We start from the raw sequence: 25,205 nt of genomic DNA, 5'->3' as shown, positions 1-25,205 counted from the left end.
CCGTAATAGGGTCGCGGCATGCTTGTTGCCCTGACGGTGGCGACCGCCGTCGCCGCGCTTCTGCTCGCCGCGTGGTGCGGCTGGGCCGCGTACCGGGACCAGCCGACCAAGGACTGGCACTTCATCGGGATGGCCCTGGTGACGGTGCTGACCCTGGTGCAGCTGGTGGTCGGGATCGTGCTGCTGGCGCGCGGTGAGAAGCCCGAGCAGGGCACCACGATCTTCGTCTCCTATCTGCTCGGCTCCTTCGCCTGCGTCCCGGTGGCGGGGTTCATGTCCCTGGCGGAGCGCACCCGCTGGGGCAGCGTGACCGTCGCGGCCGGCGGTGTGGTACTCGCGGTGCTTCAGGTACGGCTCTACGACATCTGGGGAGGCTGAGGTGGCGGCCACGGACGACAAGCCGCGCGGAATGAACGACGAGCCGCGGCAGAACGACGAACCGCCGGTGGAGAAGAAGCGGACCCGCCTCATCGGCGGGCCCGGGATGCTGCTCGTCTGGCTGTACGGCGTGATGGTCGTCGGCGCGGTGTCGCGGTCCGTCGTGCAGATCTCCACCGAGTTCGAGCACGCGCCGCTCGCCTACTCGCTCTCCGCGGTCGCGGGTGTCGTGTACGGGTTCATCACGTACTCGCTGGTGCGGGGCGGTGAGTTCGCCCGGAAGGCGGCGCGGGTGTGCTGCGCCGTCGAGCTGGCGGGCGTGCTGATCGTGGGGACGTGGACGCTGGTCGAGCCGTCGGCGTTCCCCGACAAGACGGTGTGGTCGGACTACGGGATCGGCTATCTGTTCATCCCGGTGATCCTGCCGATCACCGCGATGTACTGGCTGCGCAAGAGCGCGCGGCAGGAAGCCGCCGCCTGACCTGGGCCAGGCGGCTCGGGGCCGTGCGCAGGCATCCCTCAGGCCGTGGCCACGTACGCCTGGGCCGGCTTCTCCAGGATCACCATCGGTACGCCGTCGCGTCCCTGGCTGGTGCCGACAGCCTCGTAGCCCACCCTGCGGTACAGCCGGAGGTTGCCCTCGCTGCGGTGACCGGCGCTGAGGCGGAACTTGGTGGCGCCGCGCTCCTCCACGAGGGCCGACTCGGCCGCTCGGAGCAGGCGGGCACCGATGCCGTGGCCCTGGAGGCGGGGGTGGACGCAGAGCTTGCCGATGGAGGCGGCGCCGTCCTCGTCGAGGGCGCCGCGTACGGAGCCGACCACCTCGTCACCGAGGCGGGCCACGAACACACAGTCCGAGGCGACCTCGTCGCGGACCGAGTCGAGGCTCTGGACGAGCGGATCGATGCGGTAGTTGCCGTACAGCGCCGCCTCGCTCTGGAAGCACAGGTACTGCAGCCTGAAGATCTGCTCGGCGTCCTGCTCGGTCGCCACCGAGATGGTCACGCTCATGCCCATGTGTGCACGCCTCCCGCTCACCTGCTCACCTGTTGTCCCCCACTCCTATCCCCGCGGTTCGCGTGCCGCAACCTCCGTCGTCAGCATTCGCCGAAGACATCCCAGGCATCTGGAACGTTCCGGACCGAGGCTGCCCTGTGAGATACCCAACTCGCCCGCGATCTCGCGATAGGTGAGGTCCCGTGGTGACAGCAGCGCCGCGAGCAGCCGGGGGCAGCGGCCGGGAAGCCGGCGGACGGCGGCGTACAGGGCCCGGCGGCGGGCCGCGGTGAGCGCCTGCTGTTCCGGACCGGGGGCGTGGACGTCCACGGGCTCCGCCGCATAGGGCTGTTCGGCTCGGGCCGTCCGTCGGCTGAGGCGGGCCTCGAAACGGACGGCGCTGCGCAGCCAGCTCTCGGGATCGGTGGGCGGGCCGTCGGCGTCGAGCCGTTCCAGCAGACGCAGCCAGACCGCCTGCTCCAGGTCCCCCGCCTCGGCGCCGGCGGCGTACGCCTCGGCCGACGCCTCCGCGACGAGCAGGGGGCGGAGGGTGGTGAGCATGTCGGGTGTCATATGCGCCGGGACGCCGCCGCCCCGGCGGAGGGTTGCCGGGGCGGCGGGGTGTCACCCCAATCGGGGCATGTGCCGCCTCCCCGTTGACGCGGAGCGCGTCGGGAGCGGGAGGGGGCGCGGGGGCGCGGGTCAGTCGCCCACGAAGTCCGCGTGCGCCAGCAGGCCCGTGTCGGTGTTGTCGGTGAAGATGCCGTCGATGCCGGTGTCGAAGTACACCTTGAACGCGCCGAAGGCGTCGCCGTAGGCGTTGGGGTCGGTGCCCTTGCGGAAGTCGGCGGGCAGGAAGCTGTTCTCGTTGCGCAGGGTGTAGGGGTGCAGGATCAGGCCCTTGGCGTGCGCGTCCGCGACGAGGGTGGTCGGCGTGGTGAGCCTGCCGCCGGAGTCGCGCGGGATGATCAGGTCGAGGGTCGGGCCGATGCCGTTGGCGTAGGAGGCGATCCAGGCCAGGCCCTCCGGCTTGACCAGGTCGGCGACGGTGCGCGGGTCACCGGCCTCGACGAAGTCCCAGGGGCGGGTGGCGGCGCCGGACAGCAGGACGACGAGGGGGCTGTCGACCAAGCGGTTGAGGCGCTGGATGCTGCTCGGCTCGAACGACTGGAGGAAGACCGGCGAGTTCTTCCGGTGGCGGTCGTACTTGCGCAGCAGCTTGGCGAGCGGCTCCTCCAGACCGAGGCCCAGCTTGCGGAAGTAGGTGGGGTGCTTGGTCTCGACGTGCAGCCAGATCCGCCGGCCGCGCTTCCTGCCCTCCTTCTCGGCCCAGCGCAGGACCTCCTCGAAGGTGGGGACCTCCCAACGGCCGTCGTAGAGGGTGTTCTCCTGCCGGGTGCCGGGGATGCGCTCCTTGGCGCGCAGGGTCTTCAGCTCGGCCAGGGTGAAGTCCTCGGTGAACCAGCCGGTGTAGGAGACGCCGTCGACGACCTTCGTGGTCTTCCGGTCGGCGAACTCGGTGTGGGACGCCACGTCGGTGGTGCCGGTGATGTCGTTCTCGTGACGGCACACCAGGTGGCCGTCCTTGGTGGGCACCAGGTCCTGTTCGATGACGTGCGCGCCCATGTCGAGGGCGAGCTGGTACGAGCCGAGCGTGTGCTCCGGGCGGTAGCCGCTGGCCCCGCGGTGCGCGATGATCGTCGGCACCGGCAGGCTCCGGTAGCCGCCGTGCGACGACGTGCCGGCCGCCTTCGCCTCCTCGGCCCCCGCCGTGCCCGGCAGCCCGAGGACGGCACCGCCCGCGCCGAGCACCGCGGCCCCGAGCAGCGCCCGCCTGCCCGTTCCGCGCCCCTGCCCGCTCGGGTCCTGCGACTGACGCGACTCCTGCGTCCCCATGTCGGCTCCTCCCACCGCTGTGCCCTGCACCTGCCAAACCGGGTTGATCGTAGGTGCCACGAGGTGACCGCCGGGAGACCTGGGACCGAACACACGGGTGACGCCTCATGTCGTACGAGTGGCGGAATTTGACGGAGCGTCGAACACGGGGCGCGATGTCCGTCACACGGTCCGGGGCGGTGACGACCCGCCATCCGGGCGATACCGCAGGTAAAGCTATGTCAACAGTGCGTATCCACTCGGTGAAGCCGATGTGCGCGGGCCGCGGGCGCGGGAGTATCGTCCTCACCTGCACAGACTTGTTCCGGAACGCTTGACATGGGAGGGCCCGTTGTCCCGCTTCGTGCTCATCAAGGCAGTGCTCGGACCGATCATGCGCCTGATGTTCCGCCCCCGGGTGGAGGGCGCGGAGCACATTCCGGGGGACGGCCCGGTGATCCTCGCCGGCAACCATCTGACCTTCATCGACTCGATGATCCTGCCGCTGGTCTGCGACCGGCAGGTCTGCTTCATCGGCAAGGACGAGTACGTCACCGGCAAGGGCCTCAAGGGGCGGCTGATGGCGTGGTTCTTCACCGGCGTCGGCATGATCCCCGTCGACCGCGACGGAGGGCGCGGGGGTGTCGCCGCCCTGATGACCGGGCGTCGCATCCTCGACGAGGGCAAGGTGTTCGGCATCTACCCCGAGGGCACGAGGTCGCCCGACGGGCGCCTGTACCGGGGGCGTACGGGTATCGCCCGGCTGACCCTGATGACCGGCGCGCCGGTCGTGCCGTTCGCGATGATCGGCACGGACAAGATCCAGCCGGGGGGCGCGGGTCTGCCCCGGCCGCACCGGGTGACCGTGCGGTTCGGTGAGGCGATGGAGTTCTCCCGCTACGAGGGCATGGACCGGGACCGGTACGTGCTGCGGGCGGTGACCGACTCGGTGATGACCGAGGTCATGCGGCTGTCCGGGCAGGAGTACGTGGACATGTACGCCTCGAAGGCCAAGGAAGCGGCGTAAAAGGACCCGACCCGGCGCCCGGCCGGGCGTTAGGGTCCCGGTGTGCGTTGATCTTCCGGGCGGCAGCCGTGTGCTGCCGCAGACGGTGCGGGGCGGCTCCCTGACGGGGCCGCCCTCGGGCATACCCGTCGTCACACCACCGGAGATCCGCACCATGACCGCGCAGCAGCCGCTCACCTACGACGCGTTCGTCCGGCTCGCCACCGCCGATCCGGCCGTCGTCGGCCTCGTCCTCAAGGGCTCCCGGGCCCATGACGGCATGACCACCGAGTACTCCGACCACGACCTGTACGTGGTCCTCGCCGACGGGGCGACAACCGGTCTCACCCGGCTCTCGGACCGTCGCACCCCCGAGCTGGACCTCGTCGTCCTCTCCCTCGGAGAGTTCCGGGCAGTCGGCATGCCCGGCTTCGAGCGCTACGCCCTGGCCCGCGCCCGGATCGTGCTCGACCGCCTCGACGGAGGCATCGCCCGGATCCTCGCCGACAAGGCCCGGCTGGACGCCGACGAGGCGTTCCGGGCCGCCGGCGAGTGGCTCGACGCCTACGCCAACTCCCTCTACCGCTCCGTCAAGAACCACCGGGACGGCCAGGCACTCGCCGCGCGGCTCGACGCCGCCGACAGCGTACGGTTCCTGCTCGAACTGCTTTTCGCTCTCGACCGCCGCCCCCGCCCGTACAACAAGTACCTGGAGTGGGAACTCGTCCGGCACCCGCTGCCGGGCTGGGACACGGCCGCGTTGCTCGACACCGTGGGCCGTATCGCGGCGAGCGGCGCCGTGGCCCCGCAACGGCGGCTGTTCGCCCGTGTCGAGGCGGCGGCACGAGAAGCGGGGCTCGGCGACGTACTGGACGCGTGGGGCGACGACCTCGCCCTCATGCGCCCCGACGAGGGACCGGTTCACGGCCCCGGCGGGGCGCATGGGGCGGTCTAGGCCTTGCTGTCCAGTCGCTGCCCGCGCAGCATGAACCAGGCCGCGGCCGCCGTGGCCAGCAGGACCGCCGCTCCGACGCCGGACGCGAGGGTGAGGCCGTCGACGAAGGACTCCCGGGCGGACGCCAGCAGGGCCTGAGCGCTGTCCGACGGAAGACCGGCGGCCGCCTCCACCGCTCCGCCCAGCGACTCGTGCGCCCCGTCCGGGGTGTCCGCGGGTGCGGCGAAGCCCCGGTAGACGCCGGTCACGATCGAGCCGAGCAGGGCGATGCCGAGGGCCGCGCCGAGTTCGTACGCCGTCTCGGAGACCGCCGAGGCCGCGCCGGCCTGTTCCTTGGGGACGGAGGAGAGGATGACGTCGGCGGTCACCGTGAAGGAGAAGCCGGCGCCGACCCCGACGACCAGGAGGGCGGCACCCAGCAGCGGATAACCGGTCGACTCGTCGATCATAGTCAGGACACCCAGGGCCAGGCCGATCGCGGCCAGGCCACCGGCGACGACGGCCCGTACCGAGAAGCGCCGGGCGGCGCGTCCGGCGACGAGACCGGCCACGACCGCGCCCACGGCGGCGGGGAGTTCCGCGAGGCCCGCCTCGAAGGGCCGCCTGCCCTGGACGAGTTGCAGGTACTGGGAGAGGAAGAAGACGAGGCCGGACAGGCCGAACACGGTCAGCAGGTCGGCGAGGACGGCGCCCGAGAACCCGCGGTCACGGAACAGCCGCATGTCCAGCAGCGGTTGCGGCAGGGCCAGTTGGCGGCGTACGAAGAAGAACAGGGCCGCGACGCCGAACAGGCCCGCGGCGAGCGCGTTGCCGTCGATGCCGTGGCTGGCGGTCTCCTTCACGGCGTACACGACGCCGATCATGCCGACGAGGGACAGACCGACGCTGAGCAGGTCCCACGGGCCGGGGTTCGGGTGGCGGGACTCGGGGAGCAGCTTGCTGCCGACGACGACCAGCACGATCATCACGGGCAGGTTGATCAGGAAGACCGAGCCCCACCAGAAGTGCTCCAGCAGGAAGCCGCCGACGACCGGGCCGACCGCCGTGCCGGCGGAGGCGGTGGCGCCCCAGATGCCGATGGCGAGACTGCGCTCACGCCGGTCGTGGAAGAGGTTGCGGATCAGGGCGAGGGTGGCGGGCATCAGGGTCGCGCCCGCGACGCCGAGCAGCGCCCGCGCGACGATCATCATCTCGGGCGTCGTCGCGTAGGCGTTCAGCACCGATATCGCGCCGAACGCGGTGGCGCCGATCAGCAGCAGCTTCTTGCGGCCGATGCGGTCGCCGAGACTGCCCGCCGAGACCAGCAGGCCCGCGATGACGAACGAGTAGACGTCGCCGATCCAGAGCAGCTGGGTGCCGGAGGGGTTGAGGTCCTCGCTGATGTAGGGGGTCGCGAGGCCGAGGACGGTCGCGTCGACGGCCACCAGCAGCACGGCGAGCACGAGGACGCCGAGCGCGAGCCAACGGCCCGGCCGCTTCACCGCCTCGGTCGTGGACTCCGGCTGCAGGGTGCTGGTCATGATTCCTCTCTCCGTACTGCGCCGCCGAGCAGCAGCTCGGCGATCATGTGGGTGAAGTCCTTGCCGGCGACCCGGCCCTCCGAGACCGCCCATGCGCCGGAGGCCAGCAGGCCGTACAGCGCCTCGGTGAGCCAGGCCGGGGTCAGGTCGATACGGAACTCGCCGGCCGCCTGGCCGCGTCTGAAGAGGGCCGCGACGCGGTCGTCGATCCTGGTCCAGCCCTTGTTCTGGGCGTCGCCCTCGAACAACTGGCTCTCGGTGTAGAGGAAGGCGAGCAGGCCCGCGGCCGGTTCGATCTCGCGCACGAGGCGTCGTACGGCGTCGCGCGCCGGGCCGTCGTCCAGGCGGGCCGCGTCGAGCGCGGTCTCGCACTCCGCGATGCAGAGCGCCTCCAGTGCCAGGACGAGTGCCTCCCGCCCCGCGAAGTGGCGGTGCAGCGTGGCCCGGCTGATCCCGGCGGCCTTGGCCACCTCGTCCATGGTCGCGGTGGATTTGCGGGTCAGCAGGGCCGCGGCACTGCGCAGCACATGGTCACGGTCGACAGCCATGAGACAACCATAGACCATGTGAGACATCTTTGTCTCAGCTCGGGCATACGTGTCTCACGTCTCAGGTGTGCGTGACTTCAGGTCGGCGCGCCGGTCATCCCGTGCCGCTCAGTGCCAGGGCAGGCCGCCGCGCTTCTCCCAGTAGGCGCGGGGCTCCTCGGCGAGTGCCGCGAGCCGGGTCAGCTGGTCCTCGTCGAGGTCCACGACCGCCGCGTGCAGGTTGGAGGCGAGCTGGTGGACGGTGGCGGCGCCCGACAGCACGACGCCCGCCCATGGCTGGCGGAGGATCAGCGCGAGGGCGACCGCGTCGCAGCCGAGGGACGTCTCGGCGGCCACGGCCCGCAGCGCGTCCGGCGCGTGCGGCTCGGCGAGCCTGCCGTTGGCCATGCCCTCCTTGACGATCACGGTGAGCCCGGCGTCGTGCGCCTCGGCGAGGGCGGGGGCGGCGGAGGTCTCCAGCGCGTTGTACGTCGACTGGACGGTACGGAAGAGAGGCTCGCCGTCGACCGTCACGGCGAGGGCGGCCCGGATGGCGTCGGTCTGCGCCGGGCCGCTCGTGGAGAAGCCGATCGTGACACCGCGGGCGGCCGCTTCCGCCAGCTTGGCGTGGAGTTCCTTGTCGGTGAGGGCCGGGCTGTCCGGGGTGACCGAGTGGATCTGGTAGAGATCGAGCCGGTCGCCGAGCAGTTCGGCGGTCTCGGCCCGCTGCCGCTCGTACGTGGCGACGCCGTGGTCCTTGACCTCGTGGTGCTCGGCGTCGGTGGTCCAGTCGGCGGTGTAGGTGTAGCCCCATTTGCTGCCCACGACGATGTCGTCGATGTCGGGGCGGGCCTTCAGCCAGTCGGCGAGGAACTCCTCGGAGCGGCCGTAGGAGCGGGCCGCGTCGACGTAGCGGACGCCCTGCGCGTAGGCGGCGTCGAGGAGTTCGTGGGTGCGGGCGCGCAGCGCGTCGACGCCGCGGTCGGGTCCGAGGTCCTCGTCCCGGCCGAGGTTGATGTAGCCGGGGCGGCCGACGGCGGCGAGGCCGAGTCCGATGTGGCAGGTGGGGGTGGTCGCTGAGGCCAGTCGGGCGAAGGGCATCGCGGGCTCCGTTCGGTCGGCTCCTTACGTGCGACCAACGTAACCCGCGATGACCTTGGTTGTGCGGTGCGAGGGGACCGACGTCCCCCGTCAGCCCTGCTTCGCCGTCGCCCAGGCGTGCTGGACGGCCAGGTTCTCCTTGACCTCCGCCAGCTGGGTGGCGACCGCGGAGGGGGCCGTGCCGCCGCGGCCGTTGCGGGAGGCGAGGGCGCCGGGGACGTTGAGGACCGTGCGGACCTCGGGGGTGAGGTGGGCGGAGATCTTGGCGAACTGTTCGTCCGTCAGCTCGTCGAGCTCCTTGTTCTCGGACTCGGCGACCTTGACGCACTCGCCGGCGACCTCGTGCGCGACCCGGAACGGCACGCCCTGCTTGACCAGCCACTCGGCGATGTCGGTGGCGAGGGAGAAGCCGGCGGGGGCCAGTTCCTCCATGCGCTCGCGGTGGACGGTGAGGGTGGCCATCATCCCGGTGAAGGCGGGCAGGAGGACCTCAAGCTGGTCGATGGAGTCGAAGACCGGCTCCTTGTCCTCCTGGAGGTCCCGGTTGTAGGCGAGCGGGAGGGCCTTCAGGGTCGCCATGAGACCGGTCAGATTGCCGATGAGGCGGCCGGACTTGCCCCGGGCCAGCTCGGCGATGTCCGGGTTCTTCTTCTGCGGCATGATCGACGAGCCGGTGGAGAACGCGTCGTGGAGCGTCACGAAGGAGAACTCCTTCGTGTTCCAGATGATGACCTCCTCGGCGATCCGGGAGAGGTTCACCCCGATCATCGCGGTGATGAAGGCGAACTCGGCGACGAAGTCACGGGAGGCCGTGCCGTCGATGGAGTTGCCCGAGCTGCCGTGCTCGAAGCCGAGGTCCTTCGCCACCGCCTCCGGGTCGAGGCCGAGGGAGGAGCCCGCGAGAGCGCCGGAACCGTACGGGGAGACCGCCGTCCGCTCGTCCCACTGACGCAGCCGCTCGGCGTCCCGGGACAGGGACTGGACGTGCGCGAGGACGTGGTGGGCGAACAGCACCGGCTGGGCGTGCTGGAGGTGGGTGCGGCCGGGCATCGCCACGTCCGGGTGGGCCTCGGCCAGGCCGACCAGCGCGTCCTGGAGTTCGGCGATCAGGCCGCCGATGACCCGGGCGTGGTCGCGCAGGTACATACGGAAGAGGGTCGCGACCTGGTCGTTGCGGGAGCGGCCGGCGCGCAGCTTGCCGCCGAGGTCGGGGCCGAGGCGCTCCAGCAGACCCCGCTCCAGGGCGGTGTGCACGTCCTCGTCGGCGATGGTGCCGACGAAGGAGCCGTCGGCGACGTCCGCCTCGAGCCGGTCGAGGCCGGCCAGCATGTCGGTCAGCTCGCCGTCCGTGAGCAGCCCCGCCTTGTGCAGTACGCGCGCGTGGGCGCGGGAGCCCGCGATGTCGTAGGGCGCCAGCCGCCAGTCGAAGTGGACGGACGCGGACAGCTTCGCCAGGGCCTCGGCGGGACCGTCGGCGAAACGGCCGCCCCAGAGCCGAACGTCACCGCTGTTGCTGCTCACTTGCGCTGCTCCTAGAGAGGTGTGGATCTTCCACGTGCGTCCGCCGCGACCGTCGGCGGCCGATGCCTGCCATGCATGATTATGCAGAACTCTGCATGAATCGTCAATGTGAGAGAAGTTCAAGAGAAAAGCAAGAAGCCTTGAACACTCGAAACCGCTTTCCCGTACCTCTCCCCGAACGCAGGCGCCGCGTTAGATCACACCGACCACACCTGACCCGAGTGAGGCATCCGCATGTCCAGGGCTCTTCCGAAGTACAACAAGCGTCGCGTAGGGATCATCGGCGGCGCCGCCGCGGTCGTGCTCTCCGGAGCGGTCATCGCGGGTTCCGCTCTTGCCGGTGAGGGTGCCAACAGCGACGGACAGGACGGCGCCGCGTCCCCCGGCACCATCTCGTGCCCGGCGGTCGAGGGCAGCCTGCCGGCGATCCCCGCGTCCGCCCAGGCCGAGGTCGACCGCAACCTCGCCCTGCTGCAGACCCAGATCCAGGAAGCCAACAAGCGCCTCGTCGACACCGTCGGCCAGGGTGGTCCGAACTTCGTCCAGAACGCCATCCTCGGCCCGCTGGAGGACAAGCGCGTCGCCGCGCTGAACCGCATCGAGACCGCCATCGGCCGCGCCGCCGCCAAGCCCGAGGGCCTGGAGAAGCTCGCCCCCTGCCAGCTCAACCAGGGCGGCGCCGCCGGCGCCGGTGACCAGGCGGGCGCCGGAGCCGGTGCCGGTGCGGACGCCGGGGCCGGCGACGCCGGTGCGGGGAACGACGCGGGTGCGCCGGGCACCATCTCCTGCCCGGCCGTCGAGGGCAGCCTCCCGGCGATCCCCGCCTCCGCCCAGGCCGAGGTCACCCGGAACCTGGAGCTGCTCGACACCCAGATCCAGGAAGCCAACAAGCGCCTCGTCGACACCGTCGGCCAGGGTGGCCCGAACTTCGTCCAGAACGCCATCCTCGGCCCGCTGGAGGACAAGCGCGTCGCCGCGCTGAACCGCATCGAGACCGCCATCGGCCGCGCCGCCGCCAAGCCCGAGGGCCTGGAGAAGCTCGCCCCCTGCCAGCTCAACCAGGGCGGCGCCGCCGGCGCCGGTGACCAGGCGGGCGCGGGTGAGGAGGCCGGAGCGGGCGCCGAGGCCGGTGCGGGCGAGGACGCGGGCGACGCCGGCAACGCCGGTGCCGAGAACAACGCGGGTGCGCCGGGCACCATCTCCTGCCCGGCCGTCGAGGGCAGCCTCCCGGCGATCCCCGCCTCCGCCCAGGCCGAGGTCACGCGCAACCTGGAGCTGCTCGACACCCAGATCCAGGAAGCCAACAAGCGCCTCGTCGACACCGTCGGCCAGGGTGGCCCGAACTTCGTCCAGAACGCCATCCTCGGCCCGCTGGAGGACAAGCGCGTCGCCGCGCTGAACCGCATCGAGACCGCCATCGGCCGCGCCGCCGCCAAGCCCGAGGGCCTGGAGAAGCTCGCCCCCTGCCAGCTCAACAAGTGAGCCGTGCCCCGAACTCACCGGGTGGGCACCGTTCGGGTCGGCCGCTCATGACGACCCGCTCGCCCGGCGAGTGACGGCTCCGATTCCGGGTGGATCCCAGCGATGGCGATCCACCCGGAATTCATTTTTCCTTAGACAGGCGAACGATATACGCCGAGAATCATGAGTCATGGGAAAGACTTATGAGCGCATCGACGGCCGCCTGCGCACCTTCATAGAGGCCCAGCCCCTCTTCTTCACCGCGACCGCCCCCCTGTCCGCCGACGGCACGGTCAACCTCTCCCCCAAGGGCCTGCGGGGTTCGTTCGCCGTCCTCGACGAACTGACCGTCGCCTATCTGGACTTCGCGGGCTCCAACGCGGAGACCGTCGCGCATCTGCGGGAGAACGGCCGGATCACCCTCATGTGGTGCGCCTTCCAGGGCCCGCCCACCATCGTGCGCGTCCACGGCAAGGGCGAGGCCGTCTTCCGTGACGACCCGCGCTTCCCGGAGCTCCTGGCGCACTTCCCCGACATCGACCCCGCCCCACACGGCCTGCGCGCCGTCATCGTGGTGCGGGCCGAACTCGTCCGCGACAGCTGCGGCTACGCGGTGCCCTTCATGGCGTACGAGGAGGACCGCGATCTGCACGGGCGCCGCTTCGCGCGCGAGGACGACGACTCGCTCACCGCGTACTTCCGCTCCAAGGAGCACATCGAGACCAGCCTGGACGGACTGCCCGGGCTGCCGTTGCCGCTGCCGCCCTCGGCCGGCTGAAACGGAACATCCCGTTCGCCGAGCGGTTTCCCCACCACGTTGAACACACGGCACTCCCTGCACGTACGTGTGGGCCAAGGGTCCAGCCCACCACGGAGGAACCGTGTCCACGATCGCCGGAGGTCGCGCCGCGCGCCGCCAGACGATGCGCCGCATCCGACCTCGCCGCTCCCCCGCCGTCCCGCTGCTGATCGCCTTCTGGGCGGGCGCGGCGGCGGTGGTGTGGCTGTGGTGGGCCAACACGCCCTCCATCGCGGACCAGGGCAGCCAGATGGTCAACGCCGGCCGGATCACGGGCCTGCTCGGCGGATACCTGATGGCGCTGGTGGTCCTCCAGATGGCGCGGGTGCCCGCGCTGGAACGCCGGGTCGGCTCCGACCGGGTCGCCCGCTGGCACGCGATGACCGGCCGCTACACGCTCTGCCTGGTCGTGGCGCACGTCGTCCTCACGATGTACGGGTACGCCCTCCAGGCCGGTCTGACCCACACCGCGATCCTCCAGCAGACCATCGACTCCATCAACCAGCTGCCGGACATGGGCAAGGCCGCCATCGGCACCGGTCTGCTGGTGTTCATCGGGCTGATCTCGATCGGCCCGATCCGCAAGCGGATCCCGTACGACCTCTGGTACCACACCCACCTGCTGACGTACGCGGCGACGTTCCTGACGTTCTGGCACCAGATCACCACCGGCAACGAGTTCGCCGCCACCCCCGAGGCGAAGACGGGCTGGTACGCCCTGTACGGGTCGGTGACCGCGCTGGTCGTCTGGTACCGGATCCTCACCCCGATCCGGCTGAACATGCGGCACCGGCTGCGCGTGGAGGCCGTCATCGAGGAGTCGCCCGGCATCGTCTCGGTGCTGATGAGCGGGCGCAAGCTGCACCGGATGGGCGCGGAGGCCGGACAGTTCTTCCGCTGGCGGTTCCTGGCCCCCGGTATGCGGTTCAGCTCGCACCCGTACTCGCTGTCGGCGGCGCCGCGCCCCAACATGCTGCGCATCACCGTCAAGGCGATCGGCGACCACAGCTCCGCCCTGCGCGACCTGGAGCCCGGCACCCGGGTGTGGGCCGAGGGCCCGTACGGGGCGCTCACGGCCGCCAAGCGCAGCCGGGGCAAGGTGCTGCTGGTGGCCGGCGGCGTGGGCATCACGCCGATGCGGGCCCTGTTCGAGACGCTGCCCGGCGCCGCCGGTGATCTGACCCTGCTGTACCGGGCCAACAGCACCCAGGACCTGGCGCTGTGGGACGAGCTCGCGCAGATCGCGGAGGAGCGCGGGGCGCGGCTGATGTACGCGGTGAACAGCCCGGAGGGCGAGCGCCCCGACATCTCGGCGGACTCCCTGCGCCGGAAGATCCCGGACATCGAGAGCCACGACGTCTTCCTGTGCGGTCCGCCCGGGTTCGCCCAGGGCGTGTACGAGGCACTGCGCGGGGCGGGCGTCCCCACCCGCCGTATCCACCACGAGTCGTTCGAGATGTGAGCGACGGGCCCGCGGGCCGTCGCGCACTCACCACGGGGCCGTCCCCCACCGACCCCTGCCCATGGGACCGCCCACGGGGCTTCCCCCTACCTGCCCTCTCACTTCAGGAGCTGAAGGAGCGATGAAGAAGAGCCACCCCATCCGGCGGACCCTGCTCGCCACCGCCGCCACCGTGTCCGGCATCGTGCTGCTGCTGTCGCTGAAGCCCGCCTCGGACCCGGCCGGATCGGTACAGGCCGGAGCGGCCGGGGGCGCTCCGTCGGCCCAGGGCGGGGTGGTGGCGGGCGCGCAGACCCTCACGGGCACCGCCGTGCAGACCGACTACGGGCCGGTCCAGGTGCGTATCACCGTGGCGGGCGGCAAGATCACCCAGGCGGACGCCGTCCAGAAGCCCAGCGGCGGGCGCTCCACGCAGATCAGCGGCACCGCCATCCCGAAGCTCAACCAGGCGGCCGTCGCCGCGGGCAACGCCGACATCGACGCGGTGTCGGGCGCCACCTACACCAGCGACGGCTACAAGAAGTCCCTCCAGTCCGCACTCGACCAGGCCGGCAGCGCGCAGGGCGCGGGCGGGCAGGGCTCGGGGGCGCAGACGCTCACGGGTACGACCGTGCAGACCGACTACGGGCCGGTCCAGGTCCGTATCACCGTGGCGGGCGGCAAGATCACCCAGGCGGACGCCGTCCAGAAGCCCAGCGGCGGCCGGTCCACGCAGATCAGCGGCACCGCCATCCCGAAGCTCAACCAGGCGGCCGTGGCCGCCGGTTCCGCCGACATCGACGCCGTCTCCGGCGCCACCTACACCAGCGACGGCTACAAGAAGTCCCTCCAGTCCGCACTCGACCAGGCCGGCAAGGCGCAGGGCTCGGGCGGCGGGGGCTCGGGCGGCGGGGCCGAGGCGGGCGGCTCGCAGGACGCGGGCGGCGGCGCGGCGGACCCCGGGGCCGGGAAGTCGACGGGCACCCAGGTGCTCACGGGCTCGGCCGTCAAGACGGAGTACGGGCCGGTCCAGGTCCGTATCACCGTCACCGACGGCAGGATCACCAACGCCGAGGCGCTCCAGCAGCCCAGCGGCGGCCGCTCCACCCAGATCAGCGGCACCGCCATCCCCAAGCTGAACCAGAACGCCGTCGCGGCAGGGAGCGCCGACATCGATGCTGTCTCAGGTGCCACGTACACCAGCGAGGGGTACAAGAAGTCCGTGCAGTCCGCCCTCGACCAAGCGGGCTGATCCGGTGGCCGAACCCTCCGGGGCCCCCGCGCCCGCCCAGCTGCGGCACGCCGAGGAGGTCATGGGCACCGTCTTCTCCTTCGACGTCCGGGGAGGCGAGCCGGCGGCGATCAGGGCCGCGCTCGACGAGGCGGTGGCCGGGCTGCACACCGTGAACGAGGTGTTCAGCACCTACCGCGAGCAGAGCCAGATCTCCCGGCTGGCGCGGGCCGAGACCACCATCGAGGAGTGCGATCCGGAGGTCGCCGAGGTGCTCGGACTGTGCGCCGAGGCGGAGCGGGTGAGCAACGGCTGGTTCAGCGCGACCTACGAGGGCCGCTTCGATCCGACCGGCCTGGTGAAGGGGTGGGCGACCGAACGGGCTGCCCTGCGCCTGGTCGAGGCGGGCGCGGGCGGGGTGAGCGTCAACGGCGGCGGCGACGTCCAGCTGTGCGGTGTGCCCGGCCCCGACCGGCCCTGGCGGGTGGGCGTGGCCGATCCTCTGCGGCCGGGCGGGCTGGCCGCGGTCGTCACCGCGGCGGGCGCGGACCGGCTGGCCGTCGCCACCTCGGGCACGGCCGAACGGGGCACCCATATCGTCGACCCGCGCACCGGGAAGTCCGCGGTCACCGACCTGGTGTCGGTGACGGTGGTCGCTCCCCGGCTGACCTGGGCGGACTGCTGGGCGACGGCGGCGTTCGCGATGGGCTCGCGGGAGGGTCTGGCCTGGCTGGAGTCGCTGCCGGACGTGGAGGCCCTGCTGATCACGGCGGGCGACGAGGTGCGGTGCACGGGAGGGCTGGCGTCCCGCCTGGGCTGAGACGACCGGCCCCGGAGTGCGCCCGGGGCGCGGGCGCCGGACCGAGCAACGCCGGAAGCCTCCCGCGCACGCCGTCGGCGTGCGCGGGAGGCTTCCGGCGTTCTCCGTTGCTCCAGGCCCGCTGGCCGGTCGCTCAGTGGCCGTTCTGGGCCAGCCGCAGCAGGTGGTCCGCGAGCGCCTGCCCGCCCACCGGGTCACGGCTGATCAGCAGCAGCGTGTCGTCGCCGGCGATCGTGCCGAGCACATCGTGCAGTTCCGCCTGGTCGATGGCCGAGGCCAGGAACTGGGCCGCGCCCGGCGGCGTACGGAGCACCACCAGGTTCGCGGACGCCTCCGCGGAGATCAGCAGCTCCGCCGAGAGCCGCCGCATCCGCTCCTCCTTCGCCGACTCGCCGAGCGGCGCCCGGGGCGTGCGGAAACCGCCCTCGCTCGGCACCGCGTAGATGAGGTCGCCGTCGGTGTTGCGGATCTTCACCGCGTTCAGCTCGTCCAGGTCCCGGGAGAGCGTCGCCTGGGTGACGCTCAGCCCGTCGTCGGACAGCAGCTTCGCCAACTGGCTCTGCGAGCGCACCGGTTGCCGGTTGAGGATGTCCACGATCCGCCGGTGGCGTGCCGTACGGGTCTGCGGCACCGCGGGCCCCGCCTGGTCGTGCTCCTGCGCCTGGCTCATCGTCGTCCCATTCCCCGGATCATCCGTCCCCCTTGGCCACGTCCAGGACACCGGGCAGCGCCCTGAGGAAGGCGTCCACCTCGGCGTCACCGATGTTCAGCGCCGGCATGAGCCGTACGACATCGGGGGCGGGCGCGTTCACCAGGAGACCGGCGTCCTGAGCCGCCTGCTGCGCCTGGGGCGCGAGCGGCTCGGTGAGCACGATACCCAGCAGGAGGCCCGCGCCACGGACATGGGCGATCAACGGGTGGCCGAGGGACTCGATTCCCTCCCGCAGCCGCTCGCTCTGCCGCTTCACGTTCTCCAGCAGGCCCTCGGCCCGGATGGTCTCCAGGACGGCGAGCCCTGCGGCGCACGCGACGGGGTTGCCGCCGAAGGTGGTGCCGTGCTGACCGGGCTGGAGGAACTCCGCGGCCCGGCCGAAGGCGACGGTCGCGCCCAGCGGGAGGCCGCCGCCGAGGCCCTTGGCGAGGGTGACGACGTCCGGCAGAACGCCCTCGTGGGCCTGGTACTCGAACCAGTGCCCGGTCCGGCCGACGCCGGTCTGCACCTCGTCGAGGACCAGCAGGGACCCGGTGGCGGCGGTGATCGCGCGGGCCGCCTTCAGATAGCCGGGGGGCGGGACCACGACGCCGTTCTCCCCCTGGATCGGCTCGATGATGACGAGCGCCGTCTCCTCGGTGACCGCGGCGGCCAGGGCCTTGGCGTCGCCGTAGGGGACGTGGGTGACGTCGCCGGGCAGCGGGTGGAAGCCGGTCTGCTTGCCGGACTGGCCGGTCAGGGCGAGGGCGCCCATGGTCCGGCCGTGGAAGCCGCCCGTGGTGGCGACCATGTGGGTCCGCCCGGTCAGCCGGCCGATCTTGAAGGCGCCCTCGTTGGCCTCGGCGCCGGAGTTGCAGAAGAAGACCTTGCCGTCGCGGCCGAAGGCCTCCAGGAGCCGTTCGGCGAGCGCGACGGGCGGCTCGGCGACGAACAGGTTGGAGACATGGCCGAGGGAGGCGATCTGCGTGCTGACGGCCTCGACGACCGCCGGGTGGGCGTGGCCGAGGGCGTTGACCGCGATACCGCCGACGAAGTCCACGTACTCCTTGCCGTCGGCGTCCCACAGCCTGCTGCCCTCACCGCGGACGAGGGGCAGTCTCGGGGTGCCGTAGTTGTTCATGAGCGAGCCCTGCCACCGCTGGGTCAGCTCTGCGTTGCTCGCGGTCCCGGTCATTCGGCGTCCCCCTCGGTCACGGCGTCGGGCACGACCATCGTGCCGATGCCCTCGTCGGTGAAGATCTCCAGCAGGATCGAGTGCTGGACCCGGCCGTCGATGACGCGGGCGGTGTTGACGCCGTTGCGCACGGCGTGCAGGCAGCCCTCCATCTTCGGCACCATGCCGGAGGACAGCTCCGGCAGGAGCTTCTCCAGTTGGGATGCGGTGAGGCGGCTGATCACCTCGTCGCTGTTCGGCCAGTCCTCGTAGAGGCCCTCGACGTCGGTGAGGACCATGAGGGTCTCGGCGCCCAGAGCGGCGGCGAGTGCCGCAGCCGCCGTATCGGCATTGACGTTGTAGACATGTCCGTCGTCCTCGCTCCGGGCGATCGACGAGACGACCGGGATGCGGCCGTCGGCGAGCAGTGCCTCGATCGCGCCCGTGTCGATGTCGGTGATCTCACCCACCCGCCCGATGTCGACGAGTTCGCCGTCGATCTCCGGCTGGTGCTTGATGGCGGTGATGGTGTGCGCGTCCTCGCCGGTCAGACCGACGGCGAGCGGTCCGTGCTGGTTGAGCAGACCGACCAGTTCACGCTGCACCTGTCCGGCGAGCACCATGCGGACGACGTCCATGGCGTCCTCGGTGGTGACGCGCAGACCGGCCTTGAACTCGCTGACGATGCCGTGCTTGTCGAGGGCGGCGCTGATCTGCGGGCCGCCGCCGTGCACGACGACGACGTTGAGGCCGGCGTGCCGCAGGAAGACGACGTCCTGGGCGAAGGCGGCCTTCAGCTCCTCGTCGATCATGGCGTTGCCGCCGAACTTGATGACGACCGTCTTGCCGTTGTGGCGGGTCAGCCAGGGCAGCGCCTCGATGAGGATCTGGGCCTTGGGGAGGGCGGTGTGTTTCCGCGTGGTGCTCATGAGGAGTAGGCGCTGTTCTCGTGGACGTAGTCGGCGGTGAGGTCGTTGGTCCAGACGGTGGCGGTCTCGGACCCGGCGGCGAGGTCGGCGACGATGTGCACCTCGCGGTAGCGCATGTCGACCTTGTCGCGGTCCTCGCCGACGCCGCCGTTCTTGCAGACCCAGACGCCGTTGATGGCGACGTTCAGCCGGTCCGGCTCGAAGGCGGCCCGTGTGGTGCCGATCGCGGACAGCACGCGCCCCCAGTTGGGGTCCTCGCCGTGGATGGCGCACTTGAGGAGGTTGTTGCGGGCGATGGAGCGGCCCACCTCGACGGCGTCGTCCTCGGTCGCGGCGTTGATCACCTCGACCTTGATGTCCTTGCTGGCCCCCTCGGCGTCCCGGATGAGCTGCTGTCCGAGGTCGTCGCAGACGGTGCGGACGGCCTCGGCGAACTCCGCGTACTCCGGGGTGACGCCGGAGGCGCCGGAGGCGAGCAGCAGCACGGTGTCGTTGGTGGACATGCAGCCGTCGGAGTCGACCCGGTCGAAGGTGACCCGGGTGGCCGCCCGGAGGGCCTGGTCGAGGGTCTCGGCGTCGACGTCGGCGTCGGTGGTGAGGACGACGAGCATGGTGGCGAGGCCGGGGGCGAGCATGCCCGCGCCCTTGGCCATGCCGCCGACGGTCCAGCCGTCACCCTGCGCGACGGACGTCTTGTGCACGGTGTCGGTGGTCTTGATGGCGATGGCGGCCTTCTCACCGCCGTGCTCGGACAGCTGGGCGGCGGCGGTGTCGACGCCGGGGAGCAGCTTGTCCATGGGGAGCAGGACACCGATGAGGCCGGTGGAGGCGACGGCGACCTCGGCGGCGTTCAGGCCGAGGACGTCGGCCACCTTCTCGGCGGTCGCGTGCGTGTCCTGGAAGCCCTTGGGGCCCGTACAGGCGTTGGCGCCGCCCGAGTTGAGGACGACGGCCGAGACCTGGCCGCCCTTCAGCACCTGCTCGGACCAGAGCACCGGCGCGGCCTTGACCCGGTTGGAGGTGAAGACGCCCGCGGCGGCGAGGCGGGGCCCGTTGTTGACCACGAGGGCCAGGTCCGGGTTGCCGTTCTCCTTGATCCCGGCGGCGATCCCGGCCGCCGTGAATCCCTGTGCTGCCGTCACGCTCACGGCGCAACTCCGATCGTCGTCAGCCCGGTGGACTCGGGGAGCCCGAGGGCGATGTTCATGCTCTGGACGGCACCGCCGGCGGTGCCCTTGGTGAGGTTGTCGATGGCGCTGATCGCGATGATGCGGCCCGCCGCCTCGTCGTACGCGACCTGCACCTGAACGGCGTTCGAACCGTGGACGGACGCCGTGGCGGGCCACTGCCCCTCCGGGAGGAGGTGGACGAAGGGCTCGTCGGCGAAGGCCTTCTCGTACGCGGCGCGCACGGACTCGGCGGTGACGCCCTCCCTGGCCTTGGCGCTGCACGTGGCGAGGATGCCGCGGGACATGGGCGCGAGGGTCGGGGTGAAGGACACGGAGACCTGCTCGCCGGCGACCCCGCCGAGGTTCTGGATCATCTCGGGGGTGTGCCGGTGGCCGCCGCCGACGCCGTACGGGCTCATCGAGCCCATGACCTCGCTGCCGAGCAGGTGCGTCTTGGGGGCCTTGCCGGCGCCGGACGTCCCGGACGCGGCGACGATCACGGCCTCGTTCTCGGCGATGCCCGCCGCGTACGCGGGGAAGAGGGCCAGGGTGGCGGCCGTGGGGTAGCAACCGGGCACCGCGATGCGCTTGGACCCCTCCAGCGCGGCGCGGGCGCCCGGCAGTTCGGGGAGACCGTAGGGCCAGGTCCCGGCGTGCGGGGAACCGTAGAACTTCTCCCAGTCGGCCGCGTCCTTCAGCCGGAAGTCGGCGCCCATGTCGATCACGAGCACGTCCGGGCCGAGCTGCTCGGCAACGGCGGCGGACTGCCCGTGCGGCAGCGCGAGGAACACGACGTCGTGCCCGGCGAGGACCTCGGCCGTGGTCTCCTGAAGGACCCGGTCGGCCAGCGGCAGCAGGTGCGGCTGGAGGGCGCCGAGGCGCTGGCCCGCGTTCGAGTTGCCGGTCAGGGCGCCGATCTCGACCTCGGGGTGTGCGAGCAGCAAGCGCAGCACTTCGCCGCCCGCATAACCGCTCGCTCCCGCCACCGCTGCACGTACCGCCATGGAAACCCTCCTCCTGGATGGCATGACTATACGTTTCGCTGCACGTTTATGCAATCAGCCGAACCGCAGGAGCCAGCGTGCCGAGGTCGGCGGGGAACCTGTCCCTGAGAACGCCGTCGCGGCCGGTGGGGCGGTGGGCCACCGGCCGCGGGAGTCATCGAGGAGATGTGTCCTCCGGGCAGCTTGTCCTCGCCAGAGGTCTCCACGGGCGACCTGCGCCGTCGGGGTCAGGACACGGTCACGTAGATCTTGCGCACGGTTTCGATGGTCTTCCAGACACCGACGAAGCCCGGCTTCATGACAAAGCTGTCGCCTGCCTTGTAGATCACCGGCTCGCCGCCTTCCGGCGTGAGTTCGACGACGCCGGAAAGGATGTGGCAGAACTCGAAGGTCTCGCCCTTGATCGAGCGCGTCTCGCCGGGCGTCGCCTCCCAGACGCCCGTGTGGATCGTTTCCCCACGGGCGTCGTCCTGTGCCCAGGTCTTGTACGTCGGGTCGCCGGAGATCAGGCGTTCCGGCAGCGGACCGGACTCCTTGGGTGCGAAGGAGGGGTCGGTGTCGATGGTCTTCAGGAGCGACATGCTTCTTCCTTTACTGGTGGGAAAACCTCGGCGCGGGTCAGGCAGGCCGCGGACAGGTGGGTGCGGACTGCGCCACGAAATGCCGGAATGACCGGCTCGTCGAGTGTCCACGGGACCCCGCCCCGAGCCCATGCGTGAACTGTCCACTGCGGACACAAGGTTCGGACGTTGTGTCAAGCACACCCGGCGGATCTCCGTGGGGACCGGCCACGGCAGACTGCCTGCATGCAGCTCCCCGCCGAGGCCGTCGCCCTCACCGCGCTGATCGAGGTGGTCCGGATCTCCGCGCTTCCGACGAAGGGGTCCGACCCTTGTCCCGGCCGTGTGGTAGCGCACTGGGCCGGGGGCGAGGTCGCCGACACCCTGGCGCTGATCGAGGAACTGTCGGGGGGCGAGCAGCACCGGTGCGGGTTCTCGCCCGGGTGGAGCGTCCGGGCCTACGGGGACGCCCTCGACACGGCACTGTTCGAGGCCGCGTTCTGCTTCACGTGCCAGGAGGTCCGGATGCGCGGGCCGGTCGTGCCGCCCCCGCTGGCCAGGCAGTTCTTCGACCCGGTGGCCCCACCGGCCCGGGCCCTCCTGGCCCGCTTCCGCGCGGCGTCCGCGCAGGCGGAGAGCTGAGAGCCGGCACCGATGTCAGTGGCGTGCCGTACCTTCGGGCCATGTCGATCACAGCCCGCCTGCGCGACTCGGTGCAGTTGCCGAACGGTGGATCCCTGGTCAACGGCTTCGCCCTCGACGGTCGTGCCGACCGCCCGCCTCGCGCCCTCCTCAGGAACGGGCCCGCGCTGGAGGTCCACGACCTGGCCGGGCTGTTCGCCGCCGACCGCGCGCCGACCGCCGTCTTCCCGCTGCCCTGGCCCGGCTGGCGCGGGGGCGTCCACTCGGTGAGTGCCGACGTGTCGTTCGCGGTGTTCTCGGGCCAGCGGGCGGTGCGGGCCGTGGCCCCCGGCGGAGCCACGCTGTGGGAGTACCGGCACGGTTGCTGGAGCCCGCTCCTCGGGCACCCGCACATGGGGGACGCACAGGAGGTGTGCGACGGGCTGGAGCAGGGGTCCTGCCGCATATCCGACGACGGCCGGCTCGTCTGGGCACACGTCGTGGCGCCGGAGGAGCACGGCGGTCAGGAGTACTGGGTCGTCCTGGACGCCCGGGACGGGCGTGAGCTGGCCCGGCTGCCACTGGACAGCGCGGCCTCCGGCTCCCACCACGTCTCCCACCCTGACGGCGTCCACATGGGGCTGAGCATCGGCATGGGCCAGGACGGCCTCCTGCTGCACTGGGCCCGCTGGGACGGCGCAGAGCTGACCGCCTGGGACCTGAACGAGAGCCTGGACCGCGACCTGACGGACGTCCACCCGGCGCATCCCGGCTTCCTGACCGCCGAGCACTACGGCTCGGACATGAGGCTGCACGCCCTCGACGGCACGGTGCTCGCCGAGCGCGAAGCGGCGGGGGCACGGCCGGAGCCGGGCCGCGAGGCGGACCTCGACGACGAACACGACGAGGACGACGACCGCGACGACGAGGACGAGCCGCTCTGCTGGGACCACGGCGGCGGCTTCGTCGACGCCGACACCGTCATCGCCTCGACCATCGACGCCGCCGACGACCCGGCGGAGGGCCGCCACTGGCTGCTCGACGCGCACACCCTGGAAGTACGCGGCGCGATCACGTATCCCACGCGTTCCGGCCACATCGACAGCCATGTGCGCCCGCTCGGGGACGGGACCTGGCTCACCTACGACGACGCGAGCGGCACGCTGGCCCGCTGGAGCGAAGCGGCGTCCTGAGCGACAGGCGGCCCGTCCGTCCCCGCGTCACGGCGCGTCGAGGACAGCATCCCCCACGTCACGGCAGGGCGAGGACCGCGTCGATCAGGGATCGCATCTCCTCGTCGAACAGGATCGTCCGGTAGTCCCCGTGGGGCGCCAGTCGCCGGTCGGTGTCCCGCACCCGGCGCAGCACCGCACGTGTTTCGTGGGTGACCGTGCCGATGGCGACGAGGGCGCGCAGCGCGTCGACGAAGTAGCCGTAGGAGTCGTCGCCGTCGGCCAGGGGCCGCAGGTACTCCCCGAGGACGGACACGCCCGGTTCCGCCTCGCCCGTGATCGACGCGAGCGCGATCGCGGACCGCAGCCGCAGCCAGCCGTCGCCACGCTCCATGAGCTGTCGTACCCGCTCGGCGTAGGGCGCGGCAGCCGCGCCGAAGTGACCAATCAGGTGGACGGGGCCGTAGAAGGGCTCCTCCTCGGTCAGCACGGCCTCGCCCACGAGCCGCAGCGCCGACGCGATGTCACCGTCGAGGACCGAGGCGGCCCACGCCACCTTCTGGTGGTTGCCCGGGGGGTCGAGGACGGTGGCGCGGCGCACCTCGGGCGCGGCGGACGCCGCGGCCGGTCCCATCGCCACGAGCGCGTCGATCGCGTCCAGCGAGTACCGGGCGTCGTCCAGCAGGGCCACCACCTCCGGCAGCGCGGGCGCGGACGCCTCACCCCACGCGGTGAGGACGCCGAGCAGGCAGCAGGTCAGCCCGCCGCCCTTGCCGTCCTTGCGGAGCAGGGCGCGAATGTCCGGCACCAGGATCTCCGCGTGCGCGGCCAGCGGGGTCAGGACGTCCTCGACCTCCGGCAGGCGGGGGTCGCCCGAGCAGTAGGAGCGCGAGTACTGCCCCTCGTAGGGCGCGTACAGTCGCGCGATCAGGCCCGGCAGGGCGCGTGGGTCGCCGATGCGGGTCAACGCCCAGCGGGCGTGGTCGCCGACGGTGCCCTCAAGGAAGTCGTGCTGGTCCTCGCCCCGGTCGTCGAGGAGGGCGGCGAGTTCGTCGGCGTAGGGGGCCGCGCGGGGGCCCAGTACCGCGAGGAGGTGGGCGGCCCGGTAGCGGACGCCGTCGTCCCGGTCGGCGAGCAGCGCGCCGGCGTGCGGCAGCAGCCGCTCGGCCACGGACGGCAGGTGGACCAGCAGCCGCCACGCCTCGTCGAGCGCGACGCGGCACAGCGGGGCGTCGCCGTTGCGGCGGGCCGCCTCGATGAGGTCGAGAACGAAGTCGAGCATCGTCGGGGGTACGGTGACGAACAGGCCGACCGTCCAGGAGACGACGTCCTCGCGGGTGAACGCCGTCTCGACGTCGGGGACGTACCAAGCCGCCTCGAACAGCGGTCGCACCGCCGGGTCGGTGAGGATCTCCGTCAGCGGCTCCCGTGCCCGCACCGGTGCCTCGGGATCGAACGCCGCCCAGGCGTGCACGGCCGCGACCCGCAGGACGGGGTCGTCCGCTCGCAGCACCTCGGTCACCACCGCCCGTACCCGGTCCGCCGCCTCCGGGCCGGTGGCGCCGGCGGCGGTCCCCAGTTCCAGCAGGACGGCCGGCCGCACCGTCGGGTCCGTCTCCGCCCGCCAGCGGTCCAGCAACGGGCCGACGTCCCCGGCGAGGGGCAGGGCCTCCCTGCGCACCTCGGGGCCCGGGTCCGCCAGCAGTGCCAGGAACACCGGCCGCTGAAGCCGCCATGCCTCGTGCCATGCCTCGTCCACCTGGCCCGGCTCGGCTTCGGCCGCCAACCGGGCGAAGCTCACCAGAAGCCCGACGAGTTCGCGCCGCGTACCGCAGGCCGGATCACCGGCGAGGGCGGCGACGAACGGCAGCGCGGCGGTACTGACGGAGGGCAGGCGTCCGGTGCCGAGCGCGAGGCAGTCGTACAGCGGGTAGCAGTCCTCCTCGGTCGCCGCCTCGCCCTTCAGCGCGAGCCTCCGCAAGGCCGCGCGGGTCCCCGTCGTCGGACACTGTTCGAGCACCGGCTCCAGCCGCTCCCACGGCACGTCGTCCAACGCCTCCACCGCGAAACCCGCCACCGCGCCCCCCATGACCCCGTAACCCGTGACGTTGTGACCCGTGACCTCGTGACCCGTGGTCGTCCGTGTCCCCGCGGTCATCCTGTCACCGAGCACGGCCGCTGCCGAACGACTTTTCGACCGACCGATCGCGGCCGCAGGCGTCCGCCGGGGCGTTGTCAGACCCCCGTGTCACAC

At 71.7% G+C, this 25,205-nt stretch carries 24 protein-coding genes and 1 pseudogene; 11 read left to right on the top strand and 14 right to left on the bottom strand.

What is annotated here, in order from left to right; all coding sequences use genetic code 11:
• Positions 1–18 precede the first annotated feature (18 nt).
• Complete coding sequence (locus ACZ4Z3_RS24275) at positions 19–378, top strand: hypothetical protein (protein ID WP_468502966.1); 360 nt, start codon at positions 19–21, stop codon at positions 376–378.
• A 31-nt stretch (positions 379–409) separates the two neighbouring features.
• Positions 410–859 (top strand): hypothetical protein, encoded by a 450-nt coding sequence (locus tag ACZ4Z3_RS24270; protein WP_468503113.1) that lies wholly within the window; start codon positions 410–412, stop codon positions 857–859.
• Between the two features lie 38 nt (positions 860–897).
• Here ACZ4Z3_RS24270 and ACZ4Z3_RS24265 read toward each other — a convergent pair whose 3' ends face one another.
• The 3 genes from ACZ4Z3_RS24265 to ACZ4Z3_RS24255 all read right to left on the bottom strand — a co-directional run bounded on the left by ACZ4Z3_RS24265 (position 898) and on the right by ACZ4Z3_RS24255 (position 3,270).
• Positions 898–1,395, bottom strand: coding sequence for a GNAT family N-acetyltransferase (locus tag ACZ4Z3_RS24265; protein ID WP_468502965.1), 498 nt, complete (start codon positions 1,393–1,395; stop codon positions 898–900).
• 45 nt (positions 1,396–1,440) lie between these two features.
• The gene (locus ACZ4Z3_RS24260; RefSeq protein ID WP_390946144.1) at positions 1,441–1,947 is read right to left on the bottom strand and encodes an RNA polymerase sigma factor; all 507 of its coding nucleotides are present in this window, start codon (positions 1,945–1,947) and stop codon (positions 1,441–1,443) included.
• Positions 1,948–2,076: 129 nt separating this feature from the next.
• Positions 2,077–3,270, bottom strand: a complete 1,194-nt coding sequence (locus ACZ4Z3_RS24255) for a glycerophosphodiester phosphodiesterase (RefSeq protein ID WP_468502964.1) — start codon at positions 3,268–3,270, stop codon at positions 2,077–2,079.
• 331 nt (positions 3,271–3,601) lie between these two features.
• Between ACZ4Z3_RS24255 and ACZ4Z3_RS24250 the strand changes: the two genes are divergently transcribed.
• A complete protein-coding gene (locus tag ACZ4Z3_RS24250; protein WP_055518690.1) occupies positions 3,602–4,276 on the top strand; it encodes a lysophospholipid acyltransferase family protein in 675 nt (224 codons plus the stop codon).
• 154 nt (positions 4,277–4,430) lie between these two features.
• Positions 4,431–5,210 carry a hypothetical protein gene (locus ACZ4Z3_RS24245; RefSeq protein WP_468503112.1) on the top strand — a complete coding sequence of 260 codons (780 nt, stop codon included), beginning with the start codon at positions 4,431–4,433 and terminating at the stop codon, positions 5,208–5,210.
• On the opposite strand, the gene ACZ4Z3_RS24240 is transcribed toward ACZ4Z3_RS24245, so the two are convergent.
• The 4 genes from ACZ4Z3_RS24240 to argH form a co-directional block, all read right to left on the bottom strand.
• Complete coding sequence (locus ACZ4Z3_RS24240) at positions 5,207–6,730, bottom strand: MFS transporter (RefSeq protein WP_468502963.1); 1,524 nt, start codon at positions 6,728–6,730, stop codon at positions 5,207–5,209. The genes ACZ4Z3_RS24245 and ACZ4Z3_RS24240 overlap by 4 nt on opposite strands.
• Positions 6,727–7,278, bottom strand: a complete 552-nt coding sequence (locus ACZ4Z3_RS24235) for a TetR/AcrR family transcriptional regulator (protein ID WP_468502962.1) — start codon at positions 7,276–7,278, stop codon at positions 6,727–6,729. Before ACZ4Z3_RS24235 ends, ACZ4Z3_RS24240 begins: the two co-directional genes overlap by 4 nt.
• A gap of 108 nt (positions 7,279–7,386) precedes the next feature.
• The gene (locus ACZ4Z3_RS24230) at positions 7,387–8,358 is read right to left on the bottom strand and encodes an aldo/keto reductase (RefSeq protein WP_468502961.1); all 972 of its coding nucleotides are present in this window, start codon (positions 8,356–8,358) and stop codon (positions 7,387–7,389) included.
• Between the two features lie 90 nt (positions 8,359–8,448).
• Positions 8,449–9,879, bottom strand: a complete 1,431-nt coding sequence (gene argH / locus ACZ4Z3_RS24225) for an argininosuccinate lyase (RefSeq protein WP_468502960.1) — start codon at positions 9,877–9,879, stop codon at positions 8,449–8,451.
• A 234-nt stretch (positions 9,880–10,113) separates the two neighbouring features.
• Here argH and ACZ4Z3_RS24220 point away from each other — a divergent pair.
• From ACZ4Z3_RS24220 to ACZ4Z3_RS24200, 5 genes and pseudogenes are all read left to right on the top strand, one after another.
• A pseudogene (locus ACZ4Z3_RS24220) lies at positions 10,114–10,941 on the top strand (hypothetical protein); the annotation flags it as partial.
• Between the two features lie 589 nt (positions 10,942–11,530).
• Entirely contained in the window at positions 11,531–12,118 is a 588-nt protein-coding gene (locus ACZ4Z3_RS24215; protein ID WP_468502959.1) for a pyridoxamine 5'-phosphate oxidase family protein, read from the top strand.
• 145 nt (positions 12,119–12,263) lie between these two features.
• Positions 12,264–13,601, top strand: coding sequence for a ferredoxin reductase family protein (locus tag ACZ4Z3_RS24210; protein ID WP_468503111.1), 1,338 nt, complete (start codon positions 12,264–12,266; stop codon positions 13,599–13,601).
• A 121-nt stretch (positions 13,602–13,722) separates the two neighbouring features.
• The gene (locus ACZ4Z3_RS24205) at positions 13,723–14,832 is read left to right on the top strand and encodes an FMN-binding protein (RefSeq protein WP_468502958.1); all 1,110 of its coding nucleotides are present in this window, start codon (positions 13,723–13,725) and stop codon (positions 14,830–14,832) included.
• Positions 14,833–14,836: 4 nt separating this feature from the next.
• Complete coding sequence (locus ACZ4Z3_RS24200) at positions 14,837–15,631, top strand: FAD:protein FMN transferase (protein WP_468502957.1); 795 nt, start codon at positions 14,837–14,839, stop codon at positions 15,629–15,631.
• A 133-nt stretch (positions 15,632–15,764) separates the two neighbouring features.
• On the opposite strand, the gene ACZ4Z3_RS24195 is transcribed toward ACZ4Z3_RS24200, so the two are convergent.
• The 6 genes from ACZ4Z3_RS24195 to ACZ4Z3_RS24170 all read right to left on the bottom strand — a co-directional run bounded on the left by ACZ4Z3_RS24195 (position 15,765) and on the right by ACZ4Z3_RS24170 (position 21,179).
• Positions 15,765–16,301, bottom strand: coding sequence for an arginine repressor (locus tag ACZ4Z3_RS24195; RefSeq protein ID WP_055536664.1), 537 nt, complete (start codon positions 16,299–16,301; stop codon positions 15,765–15,767).
• A gap of 19 nt (positions 16,302–16,320) precedes the next feature.
• Positions 16,321–17,517 (bottom strand): acetylornithine transaminase, encoded by a 1,197-nt coding sequence (locus ACZ4Z3_RS24190; protein ID WP_468502956.1) that lies wholly within the window; start codon positions 17,515–17,517, stop codon positions 16,321–16,323.
• Entirely contained in the window at positions 17,514–18,425 is a 912-nt protein-coding gene (gene argB, locus ACZ4Z3_RS24185; protein WP_055536662.1) for an acetylglutamate kinase, read from the bottom strand. The genes ACZ4Z3_RS24190 and argB overlap by 4 nt, the downstream gene beginning before the upstream one ends.
• On the bottom strand, positions 18,422–19,573 hold the full coding sequence (argJ, locus tag ACZ4Z3_RS24180) for a bifunctional glutamate N-acetyltransferase/amino-acid acetyltransferase ArgJ (protein WP_468502955.1): 1,152 nt from the start codon (positions 19,571–19,573) through the stop codon (positions 18,422–18,424). The genes argB and argJ overlap by 4 nt, the downstream gene beginning before the upstream one ends.
• On the bottom strand, positions 19,570–20,598 hold the full coding sequence (gene argC / locus ACZ4Z3_RS24175) for an N-acetyl-gamma-glutamyl-phosphate reductase (protein WP_468502954.1): 1,029 nt from the start codon (positions 20,596–20,598) through the stop codon (positions 19,570–19,572). Before argC ends, argJ begins: the two co-directional genes overlap by 4 nt.
• A 227-nt stretch (positions 20,599–20,825) precedes the next feature.
• On the bottom strand, positions 20,826–21,179 hold the full coding sequence (locus tag ACZ4Z3_RS24170) for a cupin domain-containing protein (protein ID WP_055713064.1): 354 nt from the start codon (positions 21,177–21,179) through the stop codon (positions 20,826–20,828).
• 225 nt (positions 21,180–21,404) lie between these two features.
• Between ACZ4Z3_RS24170 and ACZ4Z3_RS24165 the strand changes: the two genes are divergently transcribed.
• Both ACZ4Z3_RS24165 and ACZ4Z3_RS24160 read left to right on the top strand, forming a co-directional pair.
• Positions 21,405–21,800, top strand: a complete 396-nt coding sequence (locus ACZ4Z3_RS24165; RefSeq protein WP_468502953.1) for a hypothetical protein — start codon at positions 21,405–21,407, stop codon at positions 21,798–21,800.
• Between the two features lie 41 nt (positions 21,801–21,841).
• Positions 21,842–22,972 (top strand): hypothetical protein, encoded by a 1,131-nt coding sequence (locus ACZ4Z3_RS24160; RefSeq protein ID WP_468502952.1) that lies wholly within the window; start codon positions 21,842–21,844, stop codon positions 22,970–22,972.
• A gap of 58 nt (positions 22,973–23,030) precedes the next feature.
• Here ACZ4Z3_RS24160 and ACZ4Z3_RS24155 read toward each other — a convergent pair whose 3' ends face one another.
• Positions 23,031–25,109 (bottom strand): hypothetical protein, encoded by a 2,079-nt coding sequence (locus ACZ4Z3_RS24155; protein ID WP_468502951.1) that lies wholly within the window; start codon positions 25,107–25,109, stop codon positions 23,031–23,033.
• Positions 25,110–25,205 lie beyond the last annotated feature (96 nt).

Source organism: Streptomyces sp. NPDC030296, from assembly GCF_055572815.1.
This window is presented reverse-complemented; position numbering and strand designations above follow the sequence as displayed.

What these genes read in the sequence shown, in the direction of transcription:
- ACZ4Z3_RS24275 (WP_468502966.1), top strand. Translation starts at nt 19, where the DNA reads ATGCTTGTTGCCCTGACGGTGGCGACCGCCGTCGCCGCGCTTCTGCTC.
- ACZ4Z3_RS24270 (WP_468503113.1), top strand. Translation starts at nt 410, where the DNA reads ATGAACGACGAGCCGCGGCAGAACGACGAACCGCCGGTGGAGAAGAAG.
- ACZ4Z3_RS24265 (WP_468502965.1), bottom strand. Translation starts at nt 1,395, where the DNA reads ATGGGCATGAGCGTGACCATCTCGGTGGCGACCGAGCAGGACGCCGAG.
- ACZ4Z3_RS24260 (WP_390946144.1), bottom strand. Translation starts at nt 1,947, where the DNA reads ATGACACCCGACATGCTCACCACCCTCCGCCCCCTGCTCGTCGCGGAG.
- ACZ4Z3_RS24255 (WP_468502964.1), bottom strand. Translation starts at nt 3,270, where the DNA reads ATGGGGACGCAGGAGTCGCGTCAGTCGCAGGACCCGAGCGGGCAGGGG.
- ACZ4Z3_RS24245 (WP_468503112.1), top strand. Translation starts at nt 4,431, where the DNA reads ATGACCGCGCAGCAGCCGCTCACCTACGACGCGTTCGTCCGGCTCGCC.
- ACZ4Z3_RS24240 (WP_468502963.1), bottom strand. Translation starts at nt 6,730, where the DNA reads ATGACCAGCACCCTGCAGCCGGAGTCCACGACCGAGGCGGTGAAGCGG.
- ACZ4Z3_RS24235 (WP_468502962.1), bottom strand. Translation starts at nt 7,278, where the DNA reads ATGGCTGTCGACCGTGACCATGTGCTGCGCAGTGCCGCGGCCCTGCTG.
- ACZ4Z3_RS24230 (WP_468502961.1), bottom strand. Translation starts at nt 8,358, where the DNA reads ATGCCCTTCGCCCGACTGGCCTCAGCGACCACCCCCACCTGCCACATC.
- ACZ4Z3_RS24215 (WP_468502959.1), top strand. Translation starts at nt 11,531, where the DNA reads ATGGGAAAGACTTATGAGCGCATCGACGGCCGCCTGCGCACCTTCATA.
- ACZ4Z3_RS24210 (WP_468503111.1), top strand. Translation starts at nt 12,264, where the DNA reads ATGCGCCGCATCCGACCTCGCCGCTCCCCCGCCGTCCCGCTGCTGATC.
- ACZ4Z3_RS24205 (WP_468502958.1), top strand. Translation starts at nt 13,723, where the DNA reads ATGAAGAAGAGCCACCCCATCCGGCGGACCCTGCTCGCCACCGCCGCC.
- ACZ4Z3_RS24195 (WP_055536664.1), bottom strand. Translation starts at nt 16,301, where the DNA reads ATGAGCCAGGCGCAGGAGCACGACCAGGCGGGGCCCGCGGTGCCGCAG.
- ACZ4Z3_RS24190 (WP_468502956.1), bottom strand. Translation starts at nt 17,517, where the DNA reads ATGACCGGGACCGCGAGCAACGCAGAGCTGACCCAGCGGTGGCAGGGC.
- argB (WP_055536662.1), bottom strand. Translation starts at nt 18,425, where the DNA reads ATGAGCACCACGCGGAAACACACCGCCCTCCCCAAGGCCCAGATCCTC.
- argC (WP_468502954.1), bottom strand. Translation starts at nt 20,598, where the DNA reads ATGGCGGTACGTGCAGCGGTGGCGGGAGCGAGCGGTTATGCGGGCGGC.
- ACZ4Z3_RS24170 (WP_055713064.1), bottom strand. Translation starts at nt 21,179, where the DNA reads ATGTCGCTCCTGAAGACCATCGACACCGACCCCTCCTTCGCACCCAAG.
- ACZ4Z3_RS24165 (WP_468502953.1), top strand. Translation starts at nt 21,405, where the DNA reads ATGCAGCTCCCCGCCGAGGCCGTCGCCCTCACCGCGCTGATCGAGGTG.
- ACZ4Z3_RS24160 (WP_468502952.1), top strand. Translation starts at nt 21,842, where the DNA reads ATGTCGATCACAGCCCGCCTGCGCGACTCGGTGCAGTTGCCGAACGGT.
- ACZ4Z3_RS24155 (WP_468502951.1), bottom strand. Translation starts at nt 25,109, where the DNA reads ATGACCGCGGGGACACGGACGACCACGGGTCACGAGGTCACGGGTCAC.